Origin of the sequence: Nioella sp., from assembly GCF_964229645.1 — a bacterium.
Lineage (GTDB): Bacteria > Pseudomonadota > Alphaproteobacteria > Rhodobacterales > Rhodobacteraceae > Nioella.
In genome coordinates this window covers 1-20,503 of record NZ_CAXREX010000194.1, presented here as the reverse complement: position 1 = coordinate 20,503, position 20,503 = coordinate 1, and the positions used below count along the sequence as shown (strand labels likewise).

The 20,503-nt window shown below is 66.5% G+C and carries 20 protein-coding genes and 1 pseudogene; 9 read left to right on the top strand and 12 right to left on the bottom strand.

Features of this window, described 5'->3' with window-relative positions; translation table 11 throughout:
• Nucleotides 1-65 precede the first annotated feature (65 nt).
• The 3 genes from ACEQXV_RS13240 to ACEQXV_RS13230 are packed head-to-tail and all read right to left on the bottom strand — an operon-like array spanning nt 66 to nt 3,351.
• Nucleotides 66-902: a fumarylacetoacetate hydrolase family protein gene (locus tag ACEQXV_RS13240; RefSeq protein WP_370269600.1), complete on the bottom strand. Its 837-nt coding sequence runs from the start codon at nt 900-902 to the stop codon at nt 66-68.
• Nucleotides 899-1,822, bottom strand: coding sequence for a ketopantoate reductase family protein (locus tag ACEQXV_RS13235; RefSeq protein WP_370254692.1), 924 nt, complete (start codon nt 1,820-1,822; stop codon nt 899-901). Before ACEQXV_RS13235 ends, ACEQXV_RS13240 begins: the two co-directional genes overlap by 4 nt.
• Nucleotides 1,819-3,351, bottom strand: a complete 1,533-nt coding sequence (locus ACEQXV_RS13230) for a trimethylamine methyltransferase family protein (RefSeq protein ID WP_370269599.1) — start codon at nt 3,349-3,351, stop codon at nt 1,819-1,821. Before ACEQXV_RS13230 ends, ACEQXV_RS13235 begins: the two co-directional genes overlap by 4 nt.
• A gap of 116 nt (nt 3,352-3,467) precedes the next feature.
• On the opposite strand from ACEQXV_RS13230, the gene ACEQXV_RS13225 reads away from it, so the two are divergent.
• Nucleotides 3,468-4,358: a LysR substrate-binding domain-containing protein gene (locus ACEQXV_RS13225; RefSeq protein WP_372525833.1), complete on the top strand. Its 891-nt coding sequence runs from the start codon at nt 3,468-3,470 to the stop codon at nt 4,356-4,358.
• On the opposite strand, the gene ACEQXV_RS13220 is transcribed toward ACEQXV_RS13225, so the two are convergent.
• A complete protein-coding gene (locus ACEQXV_RS13220) occupies nt 4,347-5,042 on the bottom strand; it encodes a Type 1 glutamine amidotransferase-like domain-containing protein (RefSeq protein WP_370269596.1) in 696 nt (231 codons plus the stop codon). The two genes, ACEQXV_RS13225 and ACEQXV_RS13220, sit on opposite strands and share 12 nt — an antisense overlap.
• A gap of 212 nt (nt 5,043-5,254) precedes the next feature.
• Here ACEQXV_RS13220 and ACEQXV_RS13215 point away from each other — a divergent pair, with 212 nt between their 5' ends.
• The gene (locus ACEQXV_RS13215; RefSeq protein ID WP_370269595.1) at nt 5,255-6,277 is read left to right on the top strand and encodes an Ldh family oxidoreductase; all 1,023 of its coding nucleotides are present in this window, start codon (nt 5,255-5,257) and stop codon (nt 6,275-6,277) included.
• Here the strand turns inward: ACEQXV_RS13215 and ACEQXV_RS13210 are convergent.
• The 7 genes from ACEQXV_RS13210 to ACEQXV_RS13180 are packed head-to-tail and all read right to left on the bottom strand — an operon-like array spanning nt 6,274 to nt 12,851.
• Nucleotides 6,274-6,663: a carboxymuconolactone decarboxylase family protein gene (locus ACEQXV_RS13210; RefSeq protein WP_370254361.1), complete on the bottom strand. Its 390-nt coding sequence runs from the start codon at nt 6,661-6,663 to the stop codon at nt 6,274-6,276. The two genes, ACEQXV_RS13215 and ACEQXV_RS13210, sit on opposite strands and share 4 nt — an antisense overlap.
• 4 nt (nt 6,664-6,667) lie before the next feature.
• Nucleotides 6,668-8,356, bottom strand: coding sequence for a thiamine pyrophosphate-binding protein (locus ACEQXV_RS13205; RefSeq protein WP_370269593.1), 1,689 nt, complete (start codon nt 8,354-8,356; stop codon nt 6,668-6,670).
• 24 nt (nt 8,357-8,380) lie between these two features.
• The gene (locus ACEQXV_RS13200; RefSeq protein WP_370269592.1) at nt 8,381-9,175 is read right to left on the bottom strand and encodes an alpha/beta fold hydrolase; all 795 of its coding nucleotides are present in this window, start codon (nt 9,173-9,175) and stop codon (nt 8,381-8,383) included.
• A 3-nt stretch (nt 9,176-9,178) separates the two neighbouring features.
• Complete coding sequence (locus ACEQXV_RS13195) at nt 9,179-9,775, bottom strand: amino acid synthesis family protein (protein ID WP_370254358.1); 597 nt, start codon at nt 9,773-9,775, stop codon at nt 9,179-9,181.
• A gap of 32 nt (nt 9,776-9,807) precedes the next feature.
• Complete coding sequence (locus tag ACEQXV_RS13190) at nt 9,808-10,842, bottom strand: LLM class flavin-dependent oxidoreductase (protein ID WP_370269591.1); 1,035 nt, start codon at nt 10,840-10,842, stop codon at nt 9,808-9,810.
• A 10-nt stretch (nt 10,843-10,852) separates the two neighbouring features.
• On the bottom strand, nt 10,853-12,328 hold the full coding sequence (locus ACEQXV_RS13185; protein ID WP_370269590.1) for an aldehyde dehydrogenase: 1,476 nt from the start codon (nt 12,326-12,328) through the stop codon (nt 10,853-10,855).
• The gene (locus ACEQXV_RS13180; RefSeq protein WP_370254354.1) at nt 12,321-12,851 is read right to left on the bottom strand and encodes a flavin reductase family protein; all 531 of its coding nucleotides are present in this window, start codon (nt 12,849-12,851) and stop codon (nt 12,321-12,323) included. Before ACEQXV_RS13180 ends, ACEQXV_RS13185 begins: the two co-directional genes overlap by 8 nt.
• Before the next feature lie 114 nt (nt 12,852-12,965).
• Between ACEQXV_RS13180 and ACEQXV_RS13175 the strand changes: the two genes are divergently transcribed.
• A complete protein-coding gene (locus ACEQXV_RS13175; RefSeq protein ID WP_370254353.1) occupies nt 12,966-13,811 on the top strand; it encodes a LysR family transcriptional regulator in 846 nt (281 codons plus the stop codon).
• Between the two features lies 1 nt (nt 13,812).
• Here ACEQXV_RS13175 and ACEQXV_RS13170 read toward each other — a convergent pair whose 3' ends face one another.
• On the bottom strand, nt 13,813-14,712 hold the full coding sequence (locus tag ACEQXV_RS13170) for a LysR family transcriptional regulator (RefSeq protein WP_370269588.1): 900 nt from the start codon (nt 14,710-14,712) through the stop codon (nt 13,813-13,815).
• A 111-nt stretch (nt 14,713-14,823) separates the two neighbouring features.
• On the opposite strand from ACEQXV_RS13170, the gene ACEQXV_RS13165 reads away from it, so the two are divergent.
• The 6 genes and pseudogenes from ACEQXV_RS13165 to ACEQXV_RS13140 form a co-directional block, all read left to right on the top strand.
• Nucleotides 14,824-15,999, top strand: a complete 1,176-nt coding sequence (locus tag ACEQXV_RS13165) for a cytochrome P450 (protein WP_370254687.1) — start codon at nt 14,824-14,826, stop codon at nt 15,997-15,999.
• A 111-nt stretch (nt 16,000-16,110) separates the two neighbouring features.
• Nucleotides 16,111-16,444: pseudogene (locus ACEQXV_RS13160) on the top strand (2Fe-2S iron-sulfur cluster-binding protein).
• A 117-nt stretch (nt 16,445-16,561) separates the two neighbouring features.
• Complete coding sequence (locus ACEQXV_RS13155) at nt 16,562-17,596, top strand: TRAP transporter substrate-binding protein (RefSeq protein WP_370254684.1); 1,035 nt, start codon at nt 16,562-16,564, stop codon at nt 17,594-17,596.
• Nucleotides 17,596-18,141, top strand: a complete 546-nt coding sequence (locus ACEQXV_RS13150) for a TRAP transporter small permease (RefSeq protein ID WP_370254683.1) — start codon at nt 17,596-17,598, stop codon at nt 18,139-18,141. The genes ACEQXV_RS13155 and ACEQXV_RS13150 overlap by 1 nt, the downstream gene beginning before the upstream one ends.
• Nucleotides 18,142-18,147: 6 nt before the next feature.
• Nucleotides 18,148-19,500, top strand: coding sequence for a TRAP transporter large permease (locus ACEQXV_RS13145; RefSeq protein ID WP_370254682.1), 1,353 nt, complete (start codon nt 18,148-18,150; stop codon nt 19,498-19,500).
• 142 nt (nt 19,501-19,642) lie between these two features.
• The coding region (locus ACEQXV_RS13140) for a GMC family oxidoreductase (protein WP_370269586.1) at nt 19,643-20,503 on the top strand (861 nt) is incomplete at its 3' end.

The window sequence follows — 20,503 nt, the reverse complement described above, 5'->3', positions numbered from 1 at the left end:
CGTTGGATATCCGGGGCAGCTTGGCCGCGCTTATCCGTGCCTTCAACCGTGACGCAGCGGCCTGGTCAGCCGACAGGCGTGGTGACGGTCGCGACGCCTTCGACCTCCACCTCCACCACGTCGCCCCGAACCAGGAAGCGCGGGGGCGTCCGGCTGCCGCCCGTGCCCTCGGGCGATCCGGTGGCGATAAGGTCGCCGGGGCGCAGCGGCATCATGTGGGAAATGTAGGAAATCACCTGCGCCATGCCGTAGAACATGGCACGCGCCAGCGTGTCCTGCACGACCTCGCCATTCAGCCGCGTCACAAGGCGCAGCGCGTCGGGGTCGGGAACCTCGTCGGCGGTGGCGATCCAGGGTCCGCAGCCGCCCGAGCGCGCGAAGTTCTTGCCGGCATGGACCGAATGCTTCTGCCAGGCGCGGACCGAGCCGTCATTCAAGGCGGTGTAGCCTGCCACGTGGTCCATCGCCTGCGCCACGGAAACGCGATCGGCCGCGCGCCCGATGACAACGCCGATTTCGCCCTCGTAGTCGAAACTTTGCGCCGCCTCGCCACCGGGCATCTGCAAGTGTGCGCCGTGGGGCACCAGCGTGCCGTCGAGCTTGGCGAAGAGTATGATGTTCTCCGGCCGGCCCTGCGCGGGGTCCAGGGGGTAGCGCTTGGGGTAGTTGATGCCGACGCAGATGATCCGTGCCGTGGGCGCAACCGGCAAGCGCCAGTCGATGCCGTCCACCGCCACGCCTGCGCCGGACATCGCATCGGTGCAGAGCGCCGCGACATCGTCCAGCGCGTCGGCCAGGTCGGGGTGGCGGACGGCAAATCCCGCGCTCACGCCATAGGCCCTGCCGCCTTCGATCACGCCATAGGCATCGCGTCCCTCATGGGTCCAACGAGCGAGTTTCATGGAAAGCGGGCCTCCTTGACGCGCACGATGGCGCTGAGCGTCTGGTTATAGGGGGTGGCAATCCCGAGGTCTTCCCCGAGTTCCGGCACGATCCCGTTGATCGCATCGATCTCGGAGCGTCGCCCGGCTATGTGGTCAAGCAGCATCGAGGGGCGCGCATTGGGCATGGCGCTGGCAAAAGCGGTGACATAGGCCACCGGGTCATCGAAGGAAAACGCGATGCCTTTGGCCATGCCGATCGCGTGGGCCTCGCGCGTGCAGCCGAGCGCCACGGCCCAGGCCGCCTCGTTCGCCATCAGCTCTCCCACGGTGCAGTCGAAGACGGTGCAGGGGGCCGACAGGGTGACGTTGCACAGGAACTTTTCCCAGATCAGCTGATTGATGTCGGCAAAGGCCTTCACATTGAACCCCGCCGCCTGCCAGAGCGCGGCCAGCGCCTCCAGCCGGGGGGTCAGTCCACCGCCCATTTCGCCAATGCGGATCAGCTTCATGGCGTTGTGATGCACATGCCCCGGCCCGGTCATCGAGGCCCCGAACCCGTCGGCCACGCCCAGGATCACGTTTCGCGTGTCCATGAACTGCCCGATCCGCTCGCCAGCGCCAAGGCCGTTCTGGATCGTCAGGATCAAGGTTTCGGGGCCCAGGCAGGGCGCAAGCGCGCGCGCGGCCTCGCCCACGGCGCTGGCCTTGGTGGCAATGATCACAAGCTCGACCACGGGCAGCTCGGCTGGATCACGGGCAACGTGGATGCCGGTCACCATCCGGTCACCGCTGGCGCCTTCCACCCTCAGCCCACGCGCCGCGATGGCCTCGAGATGGTCCTGCCACGGATCGACCGCCCAGACCTCGTTGCCCGCGTCGGCCAGGAGCCCAGCATAGACGGAGCCCATGGCCCCTACTCCGAAAATGGCGATCTTCATGCGGGCCTCATACGGGTTTCAGGCAGGTGGATGTCGAACCGGGCGCGCAGGGCGGCGTCCAGCTCTGGCGGCAGATGCGCCGGGAAATGGCTGGCCAGGATCGCCCGCGCCCGGTCGCGGGCCGGCTGGCGGATGTCGGGGGCACCTGCGGCGGCCCAGGCATCGGGCGTGCGGCGGTCGGCAAGGTCCGGGTAGAGAAAGTCGCTCTGCATCCGGGCGAACGTGTCGGCATGACCCAGGAAGTGCCCCTCGCCGCGAACCACCGTGCCGATCCCCTCGGGTGACAGCGTGGCGGCCCCGACCTCGACCGGCGCAAGCGAGCGCAGCACCGCCCCGAGCATGTCATTGTCGATCACGTAGGCCTCGAAACTCGCGGCCATGAGCCCCGCCAGCATGCCCGCGGCCTGGGTGACGAGATTGGCCCCGGTCTGCGCGGCCATGGTGACGTTCAGGCATTTCTCGAACCCGGCCTGCGCATCGGGCAGCTTGCTGTCCGTGGCCCCCGCAATGGTGGAATTGGGCAGGCCGTAATGCTGCGCCATGCGCACCGCGACCGAGGTCAGCAGCGCCTGTTCGCCCGACCCGCCCGCCATCGCCCCGGTGCGCAGGTCCGTCACCATCGGGCGCGGTCCGAAAACGGCCATCACCTCGGGATTGGCCAGCCATGCCACGATCATGCCCGCCAGCGTCTCGGCCACGGTCTGCGCCACGCAGCCGGCAATCGTGACGGGGCTGGAGGCCCCAAGCTGGCCGAAGGTGTTGACCTGCACTGGCAACCCTGCCCGTGCGGCGGCGATCAGCACCTCGGCGGCCTCCGGTGCGAAGCGCAGGGGCGGCACCACGTGGTTGATGTTGAGCGACAGGAAAGGCCGCGCGCGGAAGGCATCCGCACCGCCCGCGATCCCGACGCAAAGCTCTGCAATGTCCGCCACGGCCTCGACGCTGGCGGCACTGGTCATCACGTGCTTGGTGGTGCCCGCAAGGCTGGCATAGGCGGTGTTGAGGTCCATCTGGCGCGGGTCTTCCACATCGCGCGCCACCAGCGAGCGGCTGAAGAACTGCACATGCGGCAGGCGGTCGACGAGCCGCGCGGCGTCATAGAGATCGGCCAGGGTCGAGGGCCGGTAAAGCCCGGTCTCCAGGTCCACCACCATCGGCGCGGCCCCGCCGGAACCCAGGTGAACCGCCCTTCCGGACAAGACCATGTCCAGCCCCGGCGCGCGGGCGGCCAGCACCACGTCGCGGCGCAGCCCCGTCAAAGCAGCATTGACAAGGGCCGCGGGAAAGAGAAGCCGTCCCCCGTCATCCAGCACCCCGCCCGCCTCGCAGACAAGCGTCACCACCGCCGCGGGCGCGTCGCCCATGCCCACGGTTGCCAGGATATCGCGCGCCGCCGCGTCGATGGCCGCAACAGCGTCGGCACCGAGCGGATCGAGCCGCCCGCCCGCCATGCGCAACGGTGCCGCGGCCGGGCTGCCCCCGCCGCCGCCGCCGCGCCTGCGTCCGCGCCGAACCGGCTGTTCCGTCATTTCTCGCGCCTCCCCGTCCGGCAAGGGTTTCGCAGGCGGATCCATTTCGCAAGTGACGATTGCGCCGGGCATGGATAAACTTTGCTGTATCCATGGCCGAACCGAGACCCTGCCCCATGCATGTCCCCAATCGCCGCCTGCCACTGAATGCGCTGCGCACCTTCGAGGCGGCGGCGCGGCTGCTGTCCTTCAAGGACGCCGCGGACGAGCTCTGCGTCAGTGCGACCACCGTGTCGAACCAGATCCGGCAGTTGGAAAAGGACTGGGGCTGCCTTCTGTTCGTGCGCCACACGCGCCGGGTGGTGTTGACCGATACGGGCCGGTCGCTGGCGCAGGTGGTCAGCCGCGCCTTCGACGACATCCGCGCCGAGGTCGAGGCCCATGTGCTGACCCCGCGCAAGACGGTCACGCTGGCCGTGGGGCCCATCTTCGGCACCCGCTGGCTGATCCCCAGGCTGTCGCGCTTTCGGCGGCTTCACCCGGATATCGAGCTTGTCCTGCAACATGGCCCCCGCATCACCAGCGAGGCGGACATGCCCGCGCAGGTCGCGGTCGACTGGGGCAGCGGAAACTGGGCCGGGCTGGAGGCGCGGCGGCTCTTCGGGATCACCTACAGCCCGGTTCTGAGCCCCGCGCTCCTGGCCGAGCACGGCCCCATGGAAAGGCCCGAAGACCTCGTCCGTTTTCCCATCATCCACCAGCACGACCGGTCGGAATGGGCGGCCTGGCTGGCGCGCGCGGGGGCTGCGGGGCTGCGCTTTTCCGAGGAAACGGTGATCGTCGATTCCAATACCGTGGTGCAGGCCGCCCGGGACGGAATGGGCGTCGCCCTGGGAATCTTTCCATTCATTGACGACGATGTGGCTTCGGGTGCCCTGATCCGGCCCTTCGATATCGACCACTTGCCAGAACGCGCCTTTCACCTGCTGACGCGGGCGGGCGCAAAGCCCTCGACAGAGCTGCGCAAGACTTGTGACTGGCTGCTGGCCGAGGCGTCAGGCGGCTGATCGCGCAAGAAGGTCGGTCTGCTCCAACCGCCCGGCCTTGCCGGTCAGGAAACGCACGCCAGCCCCGGCCCGACCGGAAAACGCCCCGGCGAAATGGCCACCGCGAAACAGCACGCAAGCCCCATCGTCAATCGCATAGCCCGAGGGCAGTCCGCCCTCGGCCACCGCGCGCCCGAAGGCTGACGTCCGCTCGGGGTCGGCAGACGCATGGGGACAAAGGCTCGCCCTTAAGACACCCAAGCCCCGCGTCGGCGCGAAACCGTCTGCGGCAGAGCCGCCCGGAAAGGACTCGCACCAGCACAAGGCGCCTGCGCTGACCCCCGCCAGGACCGTGCCTGCCCGGTTGGCATCCAGAAAGAGCGGCGCCACGGCCCGGCTGCGCAGCCAGTCCAGAAGGCGCAGGCTGTTGCCGCCGCCGAAATAGACCATGTCCTTGCCTGTCAGCCAGCGCTCGGTTTCGGCCCGATCGGCGGTTTCCGGCAGATGCGATACGACCGAGGCCGCGCCTTCGAAACGGCGGTAGAACCGCGCCAACTTGTCCGGGTCATCGCGCGATGCCATGCCCACGAAGCCGATCGAGGCCCAGGGGCGCAACTGGTCAAGGCAGAACCTGTCGAGGTCCGGGTCCATCCCGTGCGTCGCCCCGCCGCCGCCAATGGCGATGATCAGACCAGACTTGGCCATTGCTGTCCTCCCTCTTGCCAGGCCCCTCTTCCCGGCGAGCCGATCCTAGGCGCTGGCCCGTCCCCCACCAACGGGGCTTGCACGCAGGATGGATCATCAATTCGCGCTGATGCATGGCAAAAACTGCATCCATGTCCGCGCCGACTTGCGCTTGACAGCCAGCCGCCGCGCGCAGACCGTTTTGCCTGGAAAACCGCGCAGGACAGATGCCGATGACCGACCACAAGCTCAAGGGCGCGGCCCGTGTGCCCGTCGCGGCGGACGAGGCCCGCACGCAGGCCATTCGTGCCTTCACCGCCCGTGCCTGCCCCGAAGACGTGGCACGGCAGGTGGCCGATCACCTGATCGAGGCGGACCGCTCGGGGGTGGAGTCGCATGGGTTGGTGCGCGTGTTGCAATACGCCCGTGAATTCGAGACCGGCCTGCTGGACGCCACCGCCCGCCCCACGGCCACGCCCGATGCCCCCAACCGCATCGCCGTTGATGGGCGCGGGGCCATCGGCATCACCGCGATGAAACTGGCGGTCGAGACCGCAACCGAGGCCGCACAGGCCCAAGGGCTTGCGCTTTCCACCCTGGTCAACGCGGGCCATACCGGGCGGCTTGGCGCCTTTGCCGAAGCCTCTGCGCGGGTGGGTTGCCTGACGATCATCCTGGGCGGCGGTGACCGCAAGCGCTGGCGCATGGTTGCCCCCCATGGCGGCACGCAGGCGCTCTTGCCGACGAACCCGTGGTGCATCGGCATGCCCGGCGGAGACCGGGGACCGGTGGTGCTGGATATCGCCACCTCGCAGGTGGCGGGGGGCTGGATCTATGCCGCGCGCGCCGCCGGGGTGCATCTGCCCGAGGGCATGATCCTCGACCGTCACGGCCAGCCCACGACCGACCCCGAGCACTGGTTCGACGGCGGTGCGATCCTGCCCAAGGGCGGCCCCCTGGGCTACGGGCTGGCGCTTGTCGCGGAACTGGTGGGCGAGGCCATGCTCGGCCCCGTGGACAAGGGCGAGATCAACTGGCTGGTTCTGTCGCTCGACACCAGCAACTACCGCGCCGCGCCGCTCCTGCAATCGGCGGCCGAAGACATCCTGTCGGAAATCCGCGCCAGCACCCCGGTGCCGGGTGGTCCGCCCGTCAGCGTCCCGGGCGAACGGGAGCGCGACCGCCACAGTCGCGAGGCGGAAGCCCCGCTGATGCTGCCCGCGCCGGTCTGGGACGCGATCCGCGCGCTGGCTTAGCGGCCTTCGCCGGTCTGGCTGGCCTCCCATGCGGCACTCTCCTCGGCCAGGATCGGCGCGGCCAGCGCGATCGAGTGAATGCCCATGATCGACGTCAGTTGGATCACCTCGAGGATCTCTTCCTTGGTCGCCCCCTCGCGCAGCGCGTTCTGGATATGCCGCCGCACGCCGGGGGCCCAGAGATGCGTGGTTGCCGCGTTGATGGCGATGAAGATGAACTCCTTGACCTTCTGCGGCAGGGGGCCTTGCGTCTGCGGCACCGAGCGGAAGGCCAGGAAGGCCTCCAGGTAATCCGGGTCCATCTCCTCCAGCATGTCCCACATCGGGTTCCAGTCCGCCGTCTGGCGCTGTGCCTCGGTGGCGGGATAGGTCTTCTTGTCGGTCATGGTCTCAGCCTCCCCGGTGCTTGAAACTGTCGCGGCGGAAGGAATAAAGCGCGGCAGGATCGACCTGAACATCGACCACCGCGGGCTTGCCGCAGGCCAGCGCCGCCTCCACCGCTTCGCTGACTTCGCCCAAGCTGCGCGCGGCAAAGCCCCGTGCACCGTAAAGCTCTGCCAGCTTGTCGAAGGGCGGGCTGGAAATATCGGCCCCGATATAGCGCTGCCCGAAGAAGTCGCGCTGATAGGCTTTCTCGGCCCCCCAGCATCCGTTGTTCATGACCACCGTCACCGTGTTGATGCCGTGATCGACCGCGGTGGACAGTTCCGACACCGTCATGCCGAAGCCGCCATCGCCCATGAGGCTGACCACCGGCCGGTCGGGCATGGCCAGCTTCACACCAAGCCCCGCCGCGAAGGAAAAGCCCACGAGACCGAAATCGAGCGGTGTGAAGAGGCTCTTGGGCTGCCAGTAGTTCATCGCGTCCGTGGCTTGCAGGCACAGCGTGCCCGCATCCATCGTCAGCGCCGCGTCCCGGGGCAGAACCCCGCGCAGCGTCCGGAACAGGCCCGAGGGCTGGATGGGCAGCGTGTCCATCTCCGCATCCGCGTCGCGCTTGGCAAGATATGCCTCGCGGTCCGACTGGAAGGCGGCGGTCCAGGCTTCGGCCTCGGCGCGGCGGTCCATCGCCGCCAGCGCGTCGGTCAACTGCCCTGCCGCCGTGGGGGCATCCGCCCAGATGCCAAGCGCAATGGGGAAATAGCGCCCAAGCGCCGTCGGGTCCTGTTCGACCTGGATGATCGCCGCATCGCGGTTGATGTTGTCGTAGCTGTAAAAGGTCGAGTTGAAGCCGAGCCGGGTGCCAAGCGCCAGGATCACGTCGGCTTCTTTCACCAGGCGGGAGGCAACGGGGTTGCCCCGCGGTCCCATCTGGCCGGCATTCTTCGGATGACCAAAGGGGACCGCGTCTCCGTGGCCCGGGGAAGTGACCACGGGGGCATTCAGGGCGTCGGCAAGCGCCAGGGCCACATCCGCCGCGCCCGTGTTCTTTATCCCGCCCCCTGCAACGATGACCGGGCGCGCGGCCCCGGCCAGCATCCGGGCGGCCTGGGCGATGGCCTCGGCCGATCCGGCGGGCGGCGTCACAGGGCGATAGGCTTCGGGGGACTGCATCGGACCAAACTCCGCCTCCCCCGACAGAACGTCGCGCGGCAGGTTCAGCTGCACCGGGCCCTTGCGCGGGGCGTTGGCGACGCGGAACGCCTCGCGCATCATCTCGGGCACGCGGTCGGTGCCCGTAACGGTCCAGGTCTTCTTGGTGATCGGTGCGAAGAGCGCCTGTTGATCAACCTCCTGGAAGGCATCGCGATACACATGGCCAGAGGACAGCGCCCCGGCAATCGAGACGATGGGCGTATAAGCGGCCTTGGCCTGCGCCAGTCCCGTCACCAGGTTCGTGGCCCCGGGCCCGTTCTGGCCCGCCAGCACCACCCCGGTCCTGCCGCTGGCGCGGGCATAGCCGTCGGCCATATGGGTGCCCGTGCGCTCGTCATGGACGCCGATGAAGCCAAGCTCGGGCGCATCGTAAATCGCGTCGAACATCTCCATCGTGGCCGAGCCGATCAAGCCGAATACCTGCCCGACCCCTTCCGCTTTCAGTGCCTCCACGGCGGCAACCCCGCCCGTCATCTTCGTCATGGTCGCGTTTCCCTGTTGCTGGTCTCAGCCCGCGTGGCGGATGAGGAAGTCTTTCGTCGGCCCGGTAAACAGCGCGGGCCGTTCCAGAAGGCCCAGATGCTGCAGGCCCGGCACGATGATGGTCTCGGAGCCGTCTATTTCGGTGGCGATGGCGTGGCTCATGGCTGGCGTGCTGCCGCTATCGTTTTCGCAGGTCATGACCAGCGTGGGGTGGGTGATGGGCGGCTCGGGCCGGATCAGTTCCGTGACGCCCGCCGCCAGCACGTAGCGATGCCCGGTGTAATTGTCGGGATCGTTTGCCAGCACCGTCCGGCGCACCCAATCCACCGTGTCGGGGTGGTCAGCCAGGAAGCCCGGCGTAAACCAGCGTTTCAGCGTTTCCTCGATGGTTGCCGCAGGCCCGCCAGCCCCGGTATCGCGCGCGCGCTGCTCGACCAGCGCCTGCGCCTCTGGCCCGCGCTCATGCGGTGAATTCTGGATAACCAGCGCAGTGGCCCGTTCGGGATGATCCATGGCGAAGCGCCGGTTGATCATGCCGCCAAGCGAAAAGCCCACGAGCGCCGCCTTCTCGATGCCCAGATGATCCAGCAGACGGACGATCTGCTCCGACAACACCGTCAGGCTCGGCGTTTCGCCCGGAAGGGCGCTTTGCCCGTGACCGCAGAGGTCATAGGTCAGCACCCGGAAGCGGCCAGCGAAGGCGGGAACGTGGTCCTTCCACGTCGCCCGCGTCAGCCCAAGCCCGTGGATCAGAACCACCACCGGCGCGCCTTCGGGGCCCGTCATGTCATAGGCGGTGCCATCGGGGGCAATCGCCATCGGTTACACCCCCGCCGGGTTGTCGACGGAGCGGCCCATTTCCGCGAGATCCTCGTAGCGGTTGCCGATCCGGTGATGGGGATGTCCGCCAAGGCTGCCGCCAAGCGCCACGATGATCTCGTCCTCGGCGGGCGCGTCGGGGATCGTGGTTTGCAACGTCTGGTAGTGCGAGCGCCGCCCGCCATCATCCTTGTCCATCATCGGGATGGTGATCGTGCAGCCCGCCGCGCCCCGCGTGTTGGAAAAGACGAGGTAGGTCTTGGCGTCGATGGCTTCGCGCAACTGGTTGCCGAACCACAGCGAATGGGTCAGCGCCTGCGCGTGTTCCACTTCGCCGCCCATGCCCACGACCGAGGCCTTGCCGACCCCTTCGATGGTCCCGCCAGACAGGCGCAGCAATTCTTCGGTCAGAAGCTTGCCAAGCGGCGGGCAGTGTTCGCGGATTTCGGGCTTCATGTCCTCGACGAAGCCGCGCCCGAACCACGGGTTTCGGATCACCGCCATGGCGGCGAACATGCGCGTGGGCTCGGGCACCTCGCGCCCCCCCTCCACGTGGGTCACTTGCGTCATCGTAAGGATGCGGCGGATTTCTACGGCCATTTCTGTGTTGTCCTGTTCGCGTGTGTGAAGGGTCAGGCGTAGGCGGGCATGACCTTTTCGATGAAGAGCTTCAGGCTCTCCTTCTGCTGGTCCATGTCCATGCCCATCGAGGCGTAATAGATGAAGGCATCGACACCGAGAGCCTCGTAAAGCTTGAGCTTCTCGATCACCGTCTCGGGCGTGCCGAACATCAGGTTTTCTTCCAGCATCACCGGATCGACGCGGAAATTGCCCGCCAGCTCCTCGGCGTTGACCGTATCGGGGAAGCCGTTATGCACCTCGCCCGTCTTGGTCATGAGGTTGCCGAACATGGCCAGCTGCACCCGGATCGCCGCCAGCGCCCGCTGGCGGTCTTCCTCGGTCTCGTAAACGGCGGTGTGGCGCATCATGGCCCATGTGCCGTTGAATTTTCCGCCGTTCTTGGCAATCGCATCGTCAAGCCGCCCGCGATAGCTTTCCGCCTCGCTCATCGGCATGGTGAGCGGCCAGCTCATGATGTTGCAGCCATGCTCGACCGCGTAGTCGAAGGTGATGGGCGCGCGCGCGGCAACCCAGATCGGCACCTCCTGCTGCAAGGGTTTCGGGCAGGAGGTCGAGGTCGGGAAGTGCCAGAACTCGCCGTCATGGGCATAGTCGCCCTTCCACAGCTCCTTCACCACGGGCAGCATCTCCTGCATGTAGCGCCAGCCATCCTTCTGATCGAGGCCGGGGAACATGCGGTCGAACTCGCGCTGATAGGCCCCCGATCCGATGCCGAATTCCAGCCGCCCCTCGCTGGTGAGGTCCAGGAACGCCGCCTCGCCTGCCAGGTTGATCGGGTGCCAGTAGGCCGCGTTTACCACGCCCACGCCCAGGCGGATGTTCTTCGCATGCTCTCCCCACCAGGTCAGGATCTGGAACGGGTTGGGCGCGATCGTCATTTCCAGCGCGTGATGCTCGGCGGCCCAGGCAATCTCGAAGCCCGCCGCGTCGGCCATCTTGACCATCTCAAGCGTGTGGTCACGGACGGCCCGGATATCGGTTTCGGGCGTCATGCGTTCGAGGTTGATCGCGAGGTGAAACTTCATGGGGTGATCCTCAACGGGGTTGGAAGGGGCTGGCAATCGGATCGTCGGACATGTTCATCCAGACGGTCTTGGGGCGGGTGAAATCCCACAGAGCCTGGAAGCCGCTTTCGCGCCCATAGCCAGAGTTTTTCATGCCGCCGAATTCCGCGATCGGGGAAATCGCGCGATAGGTGTTGACCCAGACGATGCCCGCCTTGATGCGCTTGGACATGCGCAGCGCGCGGGCGTTGTCGCGGGTGAAGATGCCTGCGGCGAGGCCGTGTTTCGTGTCATTGGCCAGGCTCAGCGCCTCCTCCTCGGTGCGGAAGCGTTGCACGGCGAGGACGGGACCGAACAGTTCGGTGTCCACGATGGTCAGGTCATTGCGCGGGCAGTCGATGATCGTGGGCTCAAAGTAGAGCCCCGTCAGCCCCTCGGGCCGCTTGCCGCCCACCAGAACCGTGCCGCCCTCTTCCTGCGCCAAAGCCACCTGCCGCGTGATGTGGTCAAGCTGGCCCTGGGTGCAGAGCGGCCCCATCTCGGTTTCATCGGCCTGCGGGTCGCCAATGGCGATGCCTTGGGCGATCCTGACCATGCGGGCGAGGAATTCGTCCGCGATATCCTCGTGCAGGTAGAGCCGCGAGCCTGCCACGCAGCTTTGCCCCGAGGCCGCGAAGATGCCCGCGACAGATCCGTTCACGGCGCTTTCAATGTCCGCGTCGTCGAACACGATGAAGGGGGATTTGCCGCCCAGTTCCAGGCTGACTTCCGCGAAATTCTCGGCCGAGTTGCGCACAACGTGGCGCGCCGCCGCCGGGCCGCCGGTAAAGGCGATGCGCGCGACCAAAGGGTGCCTGGTCAGCGCCTCGCCGCAGGCCGCGCCGCCGGTCACGATATTGACCACGCCGTCGGGAATGCCCGCCTCGGCCACTAGCCTGCCAAATTCCAGCAAGGGGGCAGAGGCATGTTCGGACGCTTTCAGAACGATGGTGTTGCCCGTGGCCAGCGCCGGACCGATCTTGACCGCGCTCAGGAACATCTGCGAATTCCACGGGATCACGGCGGCAATGACACCAAGCGGTTCGCGGTTGGTGAAGACGAACATGTCGGGCTTGTCGATGGGCAGGGTTTCGCCATGCAGCTTGTCGGCGGCCCCTGCATAGAAGCGCAGGAATTCGGCGATGTAGTTCGCCTGCCAGCGGGTTTCCTTGAACATCTTGCCGGTGTCGCGGGTCTCGATCCGGCCGATCTTTTCGGAATTGGCCGCCAGCAAATCCGCCAGCCGCGCCAGGCACTTGCCCCGGTCGGTCGGGGTCATCTGGCCCCAGGGGCCTTCCAGCGCCGCATGGGCCGCCCTGACCGCGCGATCCACGTCCTCGGGCGTCGCTTCGGGCACATCGCACCAGTCCTCGCCCGTGGCCGGGTCGAAACTGGTGAAGCGCGCGCCGCCCGTGGCCTGCACCCAGGCCCCCCCGATCAGCATGTCATAGGTGACGATCTCAGCCATTCATCCGGCTCCCCATATCCTGTAGCTCCCGTGGCAGGACCCTGCGATAGGCCCCGTCGCAGTAGGCCAGAGGCTCGGTGCCCGCGTCCAGCACCTCGCGCACATGCCCCAGCAGAACCAGGTGGCTGCCCGAACGCAGGCTGGTGTCCAGATCGCAGCAAAAGGCCGTGGCCCCGTCGATCATCGGCGGCTGGCCGGGAGGGGCGTAGCAGTCGATGCCGGAAAAGCGGTCCTCGATCCGGTGGTCGTCCCGGCCCGCGAAGCGGTCTGCCACCTCGGGCAGTGCCGCAGGCAGGATGTTCACGCAAAAGCGCGCGTTTTCGCTGACCTGTCGCGCGATGCGGCTCTCGGCATGGAGGCAGACAAGAACCGTGGGCGGATCGGCCGAGACCGAGGAAAACGCCGTCACCGTCGCCCCGTGTCGCCCCGCCGGTCCGTCGGTGGTGACGACGGCCACACTGGCGGCCACGCCGCGCATGGCGGCGATGAACTGCCCACGCTCTGCAAAGGCCCTGTCCTGCATGGCTGATCCCCGGTTGTCCTGTTCATTCGCCGGGTCACAGTCGCAAAGCGCGTGATATTTGAAAAACGAAATCTTTTGTGTGTTAAATGCCGAAAATTCGAATTGAGCACATGCATGAACATCGTCAACCTCCAAACCTTCCTGTCGATCGTCGAAACCGGAAGCCTCGTGCGCGCCTCGGAACAACTGAACGTGACCCAGTCCACGGTGACCGCACGGCTGAAATCACTGGAAGAGGCGCTTGGGTCCCAACTGCTCAACCGGGACAAATCCGGGGTCAGCCTGACACCCGCCGGGGCCAAGCTGATGCGCTATGCCCAGATCATGACCGGGCTCTGGCGGCAAGCGCGGCGCGAAACCGCCCTGCCCGAGGGGCTTGCCGCGCTGTGCACGCTCGGCTGCCACGCCGACCTGTGGGATGACGCGGGGCGGCGCGCGGTGACGCTGCTGACCCGCGACCGCCCGGAACTGGCGCTGACCATCCATGGCGGCAGCGATGGTGAACTGGAACGCGGCCTGTCGGAGGGGTTGCTCGACATGGTGCTGACCCATCGCTTCCGCCTGCGCGGCGGGCTTTCGGCGCGGGAACTGCCGCCCGAGGAAATAGCACTTTACGGCACCCGGCCCGGCATGGCCCACAAGGGCAACGCCGATTACGTCTTCGTGGACCATGGCGAGGAATACCGCCAGGGCCACGGCGAGACCTATTTCGACGCCAACACCGCGCGGGTGGAGTTTTCCTCCTCGACCTGGGCCATCGGATATCTCATGGACCGGGGCGGGCAGGCCTACCTGCCGCGCGCCCTGGCCGCAGGGCCCCTTTCCAAGGGACGCCTGCATGCGGTGCCTGACGCGCCTGTCTTTCAGCGCCGCCGCTACCTTGTCTGGCGCGATGCCTCGGCCCGCAACTGGGGCTGGTTCGACCGCTACCTGGCCGACCTCGCCCACGCGCTGACCTGATCTAGCCGCCGTAGACCGCCCGCATCTCGCGCGCGATCAGGTCGCGCAGCCAGGAATGCAGCGGCGAACGATGCGTGCGCTCTGTCCAGACCAGGTCGATGTCGAAGGGGGCCGGGATCGGGCAGTCCGTCACATGAAGGCCCGGCCCGAAGGTCTCGGCGATGCGGGAGGGCACGGTGGTGACAAGGTCCGTCCCGGATATGAGCCGCCCCAGCCCTGCCGGGCTCGGCACCGACAGAACCTGCCGGATATCCAGCCCCTGCGCATCCAGTTCGCGCAGGTAGCCCGACCGCCAGCCGCCGCCATAAAGCACCACCGCGTGACTGGCCGAAAGGTAGGCCTCCAGGGACAGCGCGCCCTCTGCCAGAGGGTTGGACGGGTCCATCACGCAGACATAGCGTTCGCGGATCAGGTTGCGACAGTAAAAGCCGCTCTCCTCGGGGCGCAGCGGACCGATCAGCAGCTCCGCCTCTGCGCGCTTGAGTTGCAGATGCCCCTGCGAGATGGAATTGATCGTGTCCACCCGCATGTTCGGCGCCACCTCGCGCAGGCGCTTCATCACCGGTGGCAGGATCAGCTGCCGTTCATAGAAGTTGCAGGCGATGGTAAAGCGGTGTTCGGCCTGCGACGGGTCGAAGGCCGCGGGCAGAACCAGCCGCTCCAGGTCGGCCAGCATCCCGGTTGCGGCCTCGGCAATCGCCGTGCAGCGTTCGGTCGCCACGACCTCGGTGCCCTGGCGGTAGAACAGCCGGTCATCGAAGGCCCGGCGCAGCTTCTCGATCGTGTAACTGACGGCGGACTGGTTCACCCCCAGTTCCTGCGCGGCCTCGGAAAACGAGCGCAGATCATGCACCAGCCGCAGCGTGCGCAGGTCTGCAAAGTCGATACCGAGGGCTTTCATCGGCCACTTCCATCAAAAATTTCGATCCACTCTATCAATTCCATTAAGTTGTTCGATTTCATCGCGCAAGCTAAGTCGATCGAGGACGGACGTTGAAGGGAGGATCACGTCATGCCGCTGCCCCCCGTGAATGATGCGGTGACGATCACCGAGTTGATCGACAACCCCTACCCGTTCTACCGCCGGATGCGCGCCGAAAGCCCGGTGATCGAGGTCAAGGCGGTGAACCGCGTGATGCTAACCAAGGCTGCCGATACGCGCGCGGTCAAGGATGACCCCGCAACCTGGTCCTCGGACGATCCCAACACCCCTATGAAGCGGGCTTTTCACGCCCATACGCTGATGCGCAAGGACGGCGAAGAGCACCTGCGCGAACGCAACGCGATGATGCCCACCTTTTCGCCCAAGAACCTCAAGACGCTCTGGGGTCCCGAATATGAACGGCTGGCAGGCGCCTATCTCGACCGTTTGCCGCGGGACGAGGTGATCAACCTTTTCCCCACGCTGTCGGGCCCGCTTGCCGCGCGTATCCTCGCGGTGATCCTCGGCCTGCCCGAAGCCAGCGACGAGGACATGCAGTTCTGGTCCCAGGCGCTCATTGACGGGGCGGGTAATTTCGGCTGGTTCGACGAACCTTTCGAACGCGTCGACCGCGCCCATGCGGCGATGGATGCGCTGATGGAGGAAAACGCCCGCAAATACCGCGCCGCGCCCGACCAGACGGCGCTCTCGGTCATGGTCAATGCCGAGGATCCGATCGCGTGGAGCCAGATCGTCGCCAATATCAAGATCGCCATCGGGGGCGGCATCAACGAGCCGCGCGATGCGCTGCTGACGGTGCTCTATGGCATGCTGACGAACCCTGACCAGCTGGACGAGATCAAGCGCAGCGGCAATTGGGGCGCAGCGTTCGAGGAAGCCGTCAGGTGGGTCGCGCCGATCCAGGTCAGTTCCCGCCGCGCCACCCGCGATACACAGATCCGCGGGCTCGACATCCCCAAGGGCACCGTGGTCATGACCTGCCAGGCCTCGTCGAACCACGATGAGGAGCTCTTCGAGGACGGCCATCTCTTCAACGCCTTCCGGGGCCGCAATCCACACCAGAGCTTCGGCTCGGGTCCGCATCATTGCATGGGCACCCACCTGGCACGGATGATGCTGGGCAAGATCATGCTGCCTATGATCTTTGAACGCTTTCCCAACATGGAACTGGTGCAGCCCGAAACCGTTGTCTGGAAGGGCTTTGGCTTCCGGGGACCGCTCAATCTTCCGGTGCGGTTGAACTAGAACTCCAACCTGCCCTATAGCAAAAACCTATCGCGGGGGGGCCGCAATCCGATTGGCCCCCGCATCCCTGCCACCCCTACTGTTGACCTGACCCCCGAAAGGACCCGCCCCATGCCCCGCATCACCTTCATCTCCGCCGATGGCACGGCGCAGACGGTCGAGGCGAAGCCCGGCGACAGCGTCATGCAGACCGCGATGGCCCATGGCATCGACGCGATCACGGCCGAGTGCGGCCGAGTGCGGCGGGGCCATGGCCTGCGCGACCTGCCATGCCTACGTGGCCGATGACTGGGCCGACAGGGTGGGGCCCGCCGGCGAGACCGAGGCCGACATGCTCGAATTCGCCGCCTGCGAGGTCAAACCCACCAGCCGCCTGTCCTGCCAGATCACCGTCTCGGAGTCCCTCGACGGCCTGGTCCTGCACCTGCCAGAGGCTCAGGTCTGACATGGGGCGGGCGCGGAAATTGATGACAATGCAAAGAATTCGCGGTTGACTGGACCGTGGACACGCTGGCCCGGCAGCGCCCGGGCAACCACAGCAACCCAAAGGGAGGAGAAAGACATGAAAACCACACTCGCCATCGGCGCATTTGCCGCCGTGATGGGCCTGGCCAGCAGCGCCAGCGCCCAGGAACACACGTTCCGCCTGCACCACCTGCTCGGCGCACAGGCCCCCGCCCAGACCCAGATGCTGGAGCCCTGGGCCGCGCGCGTCGAGGAACTGTCCGGCGGCCGCGTCGATATCGAGATCTTCCCGGCCATGACCCTCGGCGGCCGCCCGCCGGAACTGGTCAGCCAGGCCCGTGACGGCGTGGTCGACCTGGTCTGGACCGTGAACGGCTACACCCCGGGCCTGTTCCCGCGCACCGAGGTCTTCGAACTGCCCTTCGTCTACGTGAACGATCCGGTTGCCACCAACCTGGCCATGTATGACATGTTCGAGGACACGCTGCGCCAGGAATATACCGGGCTGGAAGTGATGTTCCTGCACGTCCACGCCGGACAGGGCATCCACATGGTTGACCGCGAAGTGCGCTCGCCCGGCGATCTCGACGGCCTGCGTATGCGCATTCCGACCCGCACCGGGGCCTGGATCATCGAAGCGCTCGGCGCGACCCCGGTCGCCATGCCGGTGCCCGAGCTGCCGCAGGCGCTGCAAACCGGCGTCGTCGACGGGGCCTTCATCCCGTGGGAAATCATCCCGCCGCTGCGGATCCAGGAACAGACCGAATACCAGATCGAAGGCGCAGACATGGCCCGTTTTGGCACCACGACCTTCCAAGTGTCGATGAATGCCGACCGCTGGAACAGCCTGCCCGAGGATATCCAGGCCGCGTTCCGCGAGGCCTCGAACCGCGAATGGTGGGGCCAGGTGGGCGAAATCTGGCGCGCGTCGGATGATTTCGGGATCAACATGGCCGTCAACGCGGGCAACACCCACGTGACCCTGACCGAAGACGAAACCGCCGCCTTCCAGGCCGCGCTTGAGCCGGTGGTCGACCGCTGGATCGAGGAAGTGGCCGGCATCGGTATCGACGGGGCAGCCCTTGTCGAGCGTGCGCGCGAGCTGATCGCCGCCAACGCGTCCGATATGTAATGGAGGCGCCTGCCATCCATACCCGTCGCACCGGCTGGACCGGTGCGGCGGAAACCGTGATCACCGCCTGGGCCATCCTGGGCGGTGTCATGGTGCTGGCCGTTGTCGGGATGAATGTCTGGACGGTGCTATCGGCGCTCCGGGTCTGGGGCACGATCTTTCCCGGTGCCGACATCGCCTTCGCGGGCGATTTCGAGCTGACCGAGATGGGCATCGCCATCGCCGCCTTTGCTTTCCTGCCCTATTGCCAACTGACCGGCGCCAACGTGACCGCCGACATCTTTACCGCCCGAGCCTCGGCGCTGTGGATCGCGATCTTCGCGCTCGTGGCCTCGATCGTGGCGCTGCTGTTCGGCCTGCTTCTGCTCTACTCGATGTATGGCGGCATGCTCAGCCAGCGCGAGTACAATTATGCCACCGCCATCCTGCAAGTGCCAATCTGGTGGGCCTACCTGCCATGCCTTCTGTCGCTGGCACTTCTGGCGGTCGCCTCGTTCATCACCCTCGTTGAAAACCTCGGCAAGACCGCCCGGGGCGGAACCTGATCCCCCATGCTTGATCCCATCACCCTCGGACTGATCAGCCTCGTCGTGCTGGTCGTGCTGATCGCGCTGCGCATGCCCATTGCCTATTCCATGATCCTGGTGGGCGGCGTCGGCACGCTGATCATGAACGGCCCCTTCACGGTGCTGAACCAGCTCAAGACCCTCGCCTATGGGCAGTTTTCCAATTACGGGCTGTCGGTGGTGCCGATGTTCGTGCTGATGGGCGCGATCGCCAGCCGCACGGGCCTGTCCAAGGCGCTGTTCAGGGGCGCGAATGCCTGGCTCGGATGGGCCCCCGGCGGCACCGCCATGGCCGCCATCGCGGGCTGCGCGGGCTTCGGGGCGGTGTCGGGCTCGTCCCTGGCCACGGCCTCGACCATGGGCCGCATAGCCCTGCCCGAACTCAAGCGCTTCAACTACTCGGGCTCGCTTGCAACGGGCTCGCTTGCGGCGGGGGGCGTCCTGGGCATTCTCATTCCGCCCTCGGTGGTGCTGATCATCTACTCGATCATCGTCGAGGCCAATATCGTGACCATGTTCATGGCCGCGATGATCCCCGGCATCCTGGCGGTGATGTTCTTCCTCGTCACCATCCTGATCTACGTCACCATCTGGCCCGAGGCCGGACCCAAGGGCGGGGCTGCTGACCGGGCCGAGTTCATCTCGGCCACGCTCGGGGTACTGCCGGTGGTGGTGATCTTCGCGCTTGTCCTGGGCGGCATCTACGGCGGTTTCTATAACCCCACCCCCGGCGCGGCCATGGGGGTGTTCCTGGTTGCCCTTTACGGCGTCTTGACCGGGAACCTCAGCTGGCGCGATACGCTCGACAGCCTCAAGGAAACCGCACAGACCACCGGCATGATCTACCTGATCCTGCTTGGCGCCGAGCTGATGAAGATCTTCATGTCGCGCATCCGCATGCCCCAGGCCACCGCCGAATGGATCGCGGGCTCGGGGCTGGAGCCGATGGCCGTTCTCATCCTGCTCCTGGTCGCGCTCATCCTTCTGGGCTGCCTGATGGATTCGCTGTCGATGATCCTGCTGGTCATCCCCTTCTTCTGGCCGGTGCTGGTGGAGCTCAATGGCGGGCTATACGCCTTCGGGCCCGACACCGGCTACGGGATGAGCACCGAGGACCTTAAGATCTGGTTCGGGATCCTGGCGCTTATCGTGGTGGAGCTTGGGCTCATCACGCCACCCGTGGGCATGAATGTCTTCGTGATCTCGGCGCTGGCCAAGGACACCCCGATGATCGACACCTTCAAGGGCGTCATGCCCTTCTTCGGGGCCGAGATCATCCGCGTCGCCGTGCTGATCATGTTCCCGGTGCTGGTGCTCTGGCTGCCCTCCGTGCTCTGACGGCGCAGTTTTCCGACGCGCAAAAACAGTCCGAAATCCGCGGCGGATTTCGGTGCCGTCCCGGCACGGCGCTTCGGGCCATTTACTGTCCGGGAAATATCGTGAACTCTGCGCTTCACTGATCGCGGGGAAGGGAGAGGCCATGAAGGATTACGGACAGTTCGACTACATCATCGTCGGCGCAGGCTCGGCGGGCTGCGTGCTGGCCAACCGGCTGTCCGAGGATCCGCGCGTCAATGTCCTGCTTCTCGAAGCGGGCGGTCGCGACAATTACATCTGGGTCAAGATCCCCGTGGGCTATCTCTATTGCATCGGCAATCCACGCACTGACTGGATGTTCAAGACCGAGGAAGAGCCCGGGCTCGGCGGGCGGTCCATCCTCTACCCCAGGGGCCGCATCCTCGGCGGCTGCTCGGCGATCAACGGCATGCTCTACCTGCGCGGGCAGGCCCGCGACTACGACCAGTGGCGGCAGATGGGCAACCCCGGATGGGGCTGGGATGACGTGCTGCCCTATTTCCTCAAGTCAGAGGATCACTACCAGGGCGCGTCGGACATCCACGGCGCGGGCGGCGAATGGCGGGTGGAAAAACAGCGCCTGAGCTGGGAAATCCTCGACCGCTTCGCCGATGCCGCCGAGGCCGCGGGCATCCCGCGCACCGACGATTTCAACCGGGGCAACAACGAGGGCGTGGGCTATTTCCAGGTCAACCAGCGGCGCGGCTGGCGCTGGTCCACCGCGCGCGGCTTCCTGCGCCCGGCCGCTGATCGGCAGAACCTGACCGTGCTGACAGGCGCGCAGGCGCAGGGCCTGATGCTGGAAGGCAGGAAGGCCACTGGCATCCGTTTCCTCAAGGATGGACAGCCGGCGCAGGCGACGGCGGCGCGCGAGGTGATCCTGTCGGCCGGTGCGCTCGGTTCGCCGCAGCTGATGATGCTCTCGGGCATCGGGCCGGGCCAGCACCTGCAGGATCACGGGATCGACGTGGCGCACGAAATGGCG

Coding starts and splice junctions, on each gene's coding strand:
- ACEQXV_RS13240 (WP_370269600.1), bottom strand. CDS start 902: ATGAAACTCGCTCGTTGGACCCATGAGGGACGCGATGCCTATGGCGTG.
- ACEQXV_RS13235 (WP_370254692.1), bottom strand. CDS start 1,822: ATGAAGATCGCCATTTTCGGAGTAGGGGCCATGGGCTCCGTCTATGCT.
- ACEQXV_RS13230 (WP_370269599.1), bottom strand. CDS start 3,351: ATGACGGAACAGCCGGTTCGGCGCGGACGCAGGCGCGGCGGCGGCGGC.
- ACEQXV_RS13225 (WP_372525833.1), top strand. CDS start 3,468: ATGCATGTCCCCAATCGCCGCCTGCCACTGAATGCGCTGCGCACCTTC.
- ACEQXV_RS13220 (WP_370269596.1), bottom strand. CDS start 5,042: ATGGCCAAGTCTGGTCTGATCATCGCCATTGGCGGCGGCGGGGCGACG.
- ACEQXV_RS13215 (WP_370269595.1), top strand. CDS start 5,255: ATGACCGACCACAAGCTCAAGGGCGCGGCCCGTGTGCCCGTCGCGGCG.
- ACEQXV_RS13210 (WP_370254361.1), bottom strand. CDS start 6,663: ATGACCGACAAGAAGACCTATCCCGCCACCGAGGCACAGCGCCAGACG.
- ACEQXV_RS13205 (WP_370269593.1), bottom strand. CDS start 8,356: ATGACGAAGATGACGGGCGGGGTTGCCGCCGTGGAGGCACTGAAAGCG.
- ACEQXV_RS13200 (WP_370269592.1), bottom strand. CDS start 9,175: ATGGCGATTGCCCCCGATGGCACCGCCTATGACATGACGGGCCCCGAA.
- ACEQXV_RS13195 (WP_370254358.1), bottom strand. CDS start 9,775: ATGGCCGTAGAAATCCGCCGCATCCTTACGATGACGCAAGTGACCCAC.
- ACEQXV_RS13190 (WP_370269591.1), bottom strand. CDS start 10,842: ATGAAGTTTCACCTCGCGATCAACCTCGAACGCATGACGCCCGAAACC.
- ACEQXV_RS13185 (WP_370269590.1), bottom strand. CDS start 12,328: ATGGCTGAGATCGTCACCTATGACATGCTGATCGGGGGGGCCTGGGTG.
- ACEQXV_RS13180 (WP_370254354.1), bottom strand. CDS start 12,851: ATGCAGGACAGGGCCTTTGCAGAGCGTGGGCAGTTCATCGCCGCCATG.
- ACEQXV_RS13175 (WP_370254353.1), top strand. CDS start 12,966: ATGAACATCGTCAACCTCCAAACCTTCCTGTCGATCGTCGAAACCGGA.
- ACEQXV_RS13170 (WP_370269588.1), bottom strand. CDS start 14,712: ATGAAAGCCCTCGGTATCGACTTTGCAGACCTGCGCACGCTGCGGCTG.
- ACEQXV_RS13165 (WP_370254687.1), top strand. CDS start 14,824: ATGCCGCTGCCCCCCGTGAATGATGCGGTGACGATCACCGAGTTGATC.
- ACEQXV_RS13155 (WP_370254684.1), top strand. CDS start 16,562: ATGAAAACCACACTCGCCATCGGCGCATTTGCCGCCGTGATGGGCCTG.
- ACEQXV_RS13150 (WP_370254683.1), top strand. CDS start 17,596: ATGGAGGCGCCTGCCATCCATACCCGTCGCACCGGCTGGACCGGTGCG.
- ACEQXV_RS13145 (WP_370254682.1), top strand. CDS start 18,148: ATGCTTGATCCCATCACCCTCGGACTGATCAGCCTCGTCGTGCTGGTC.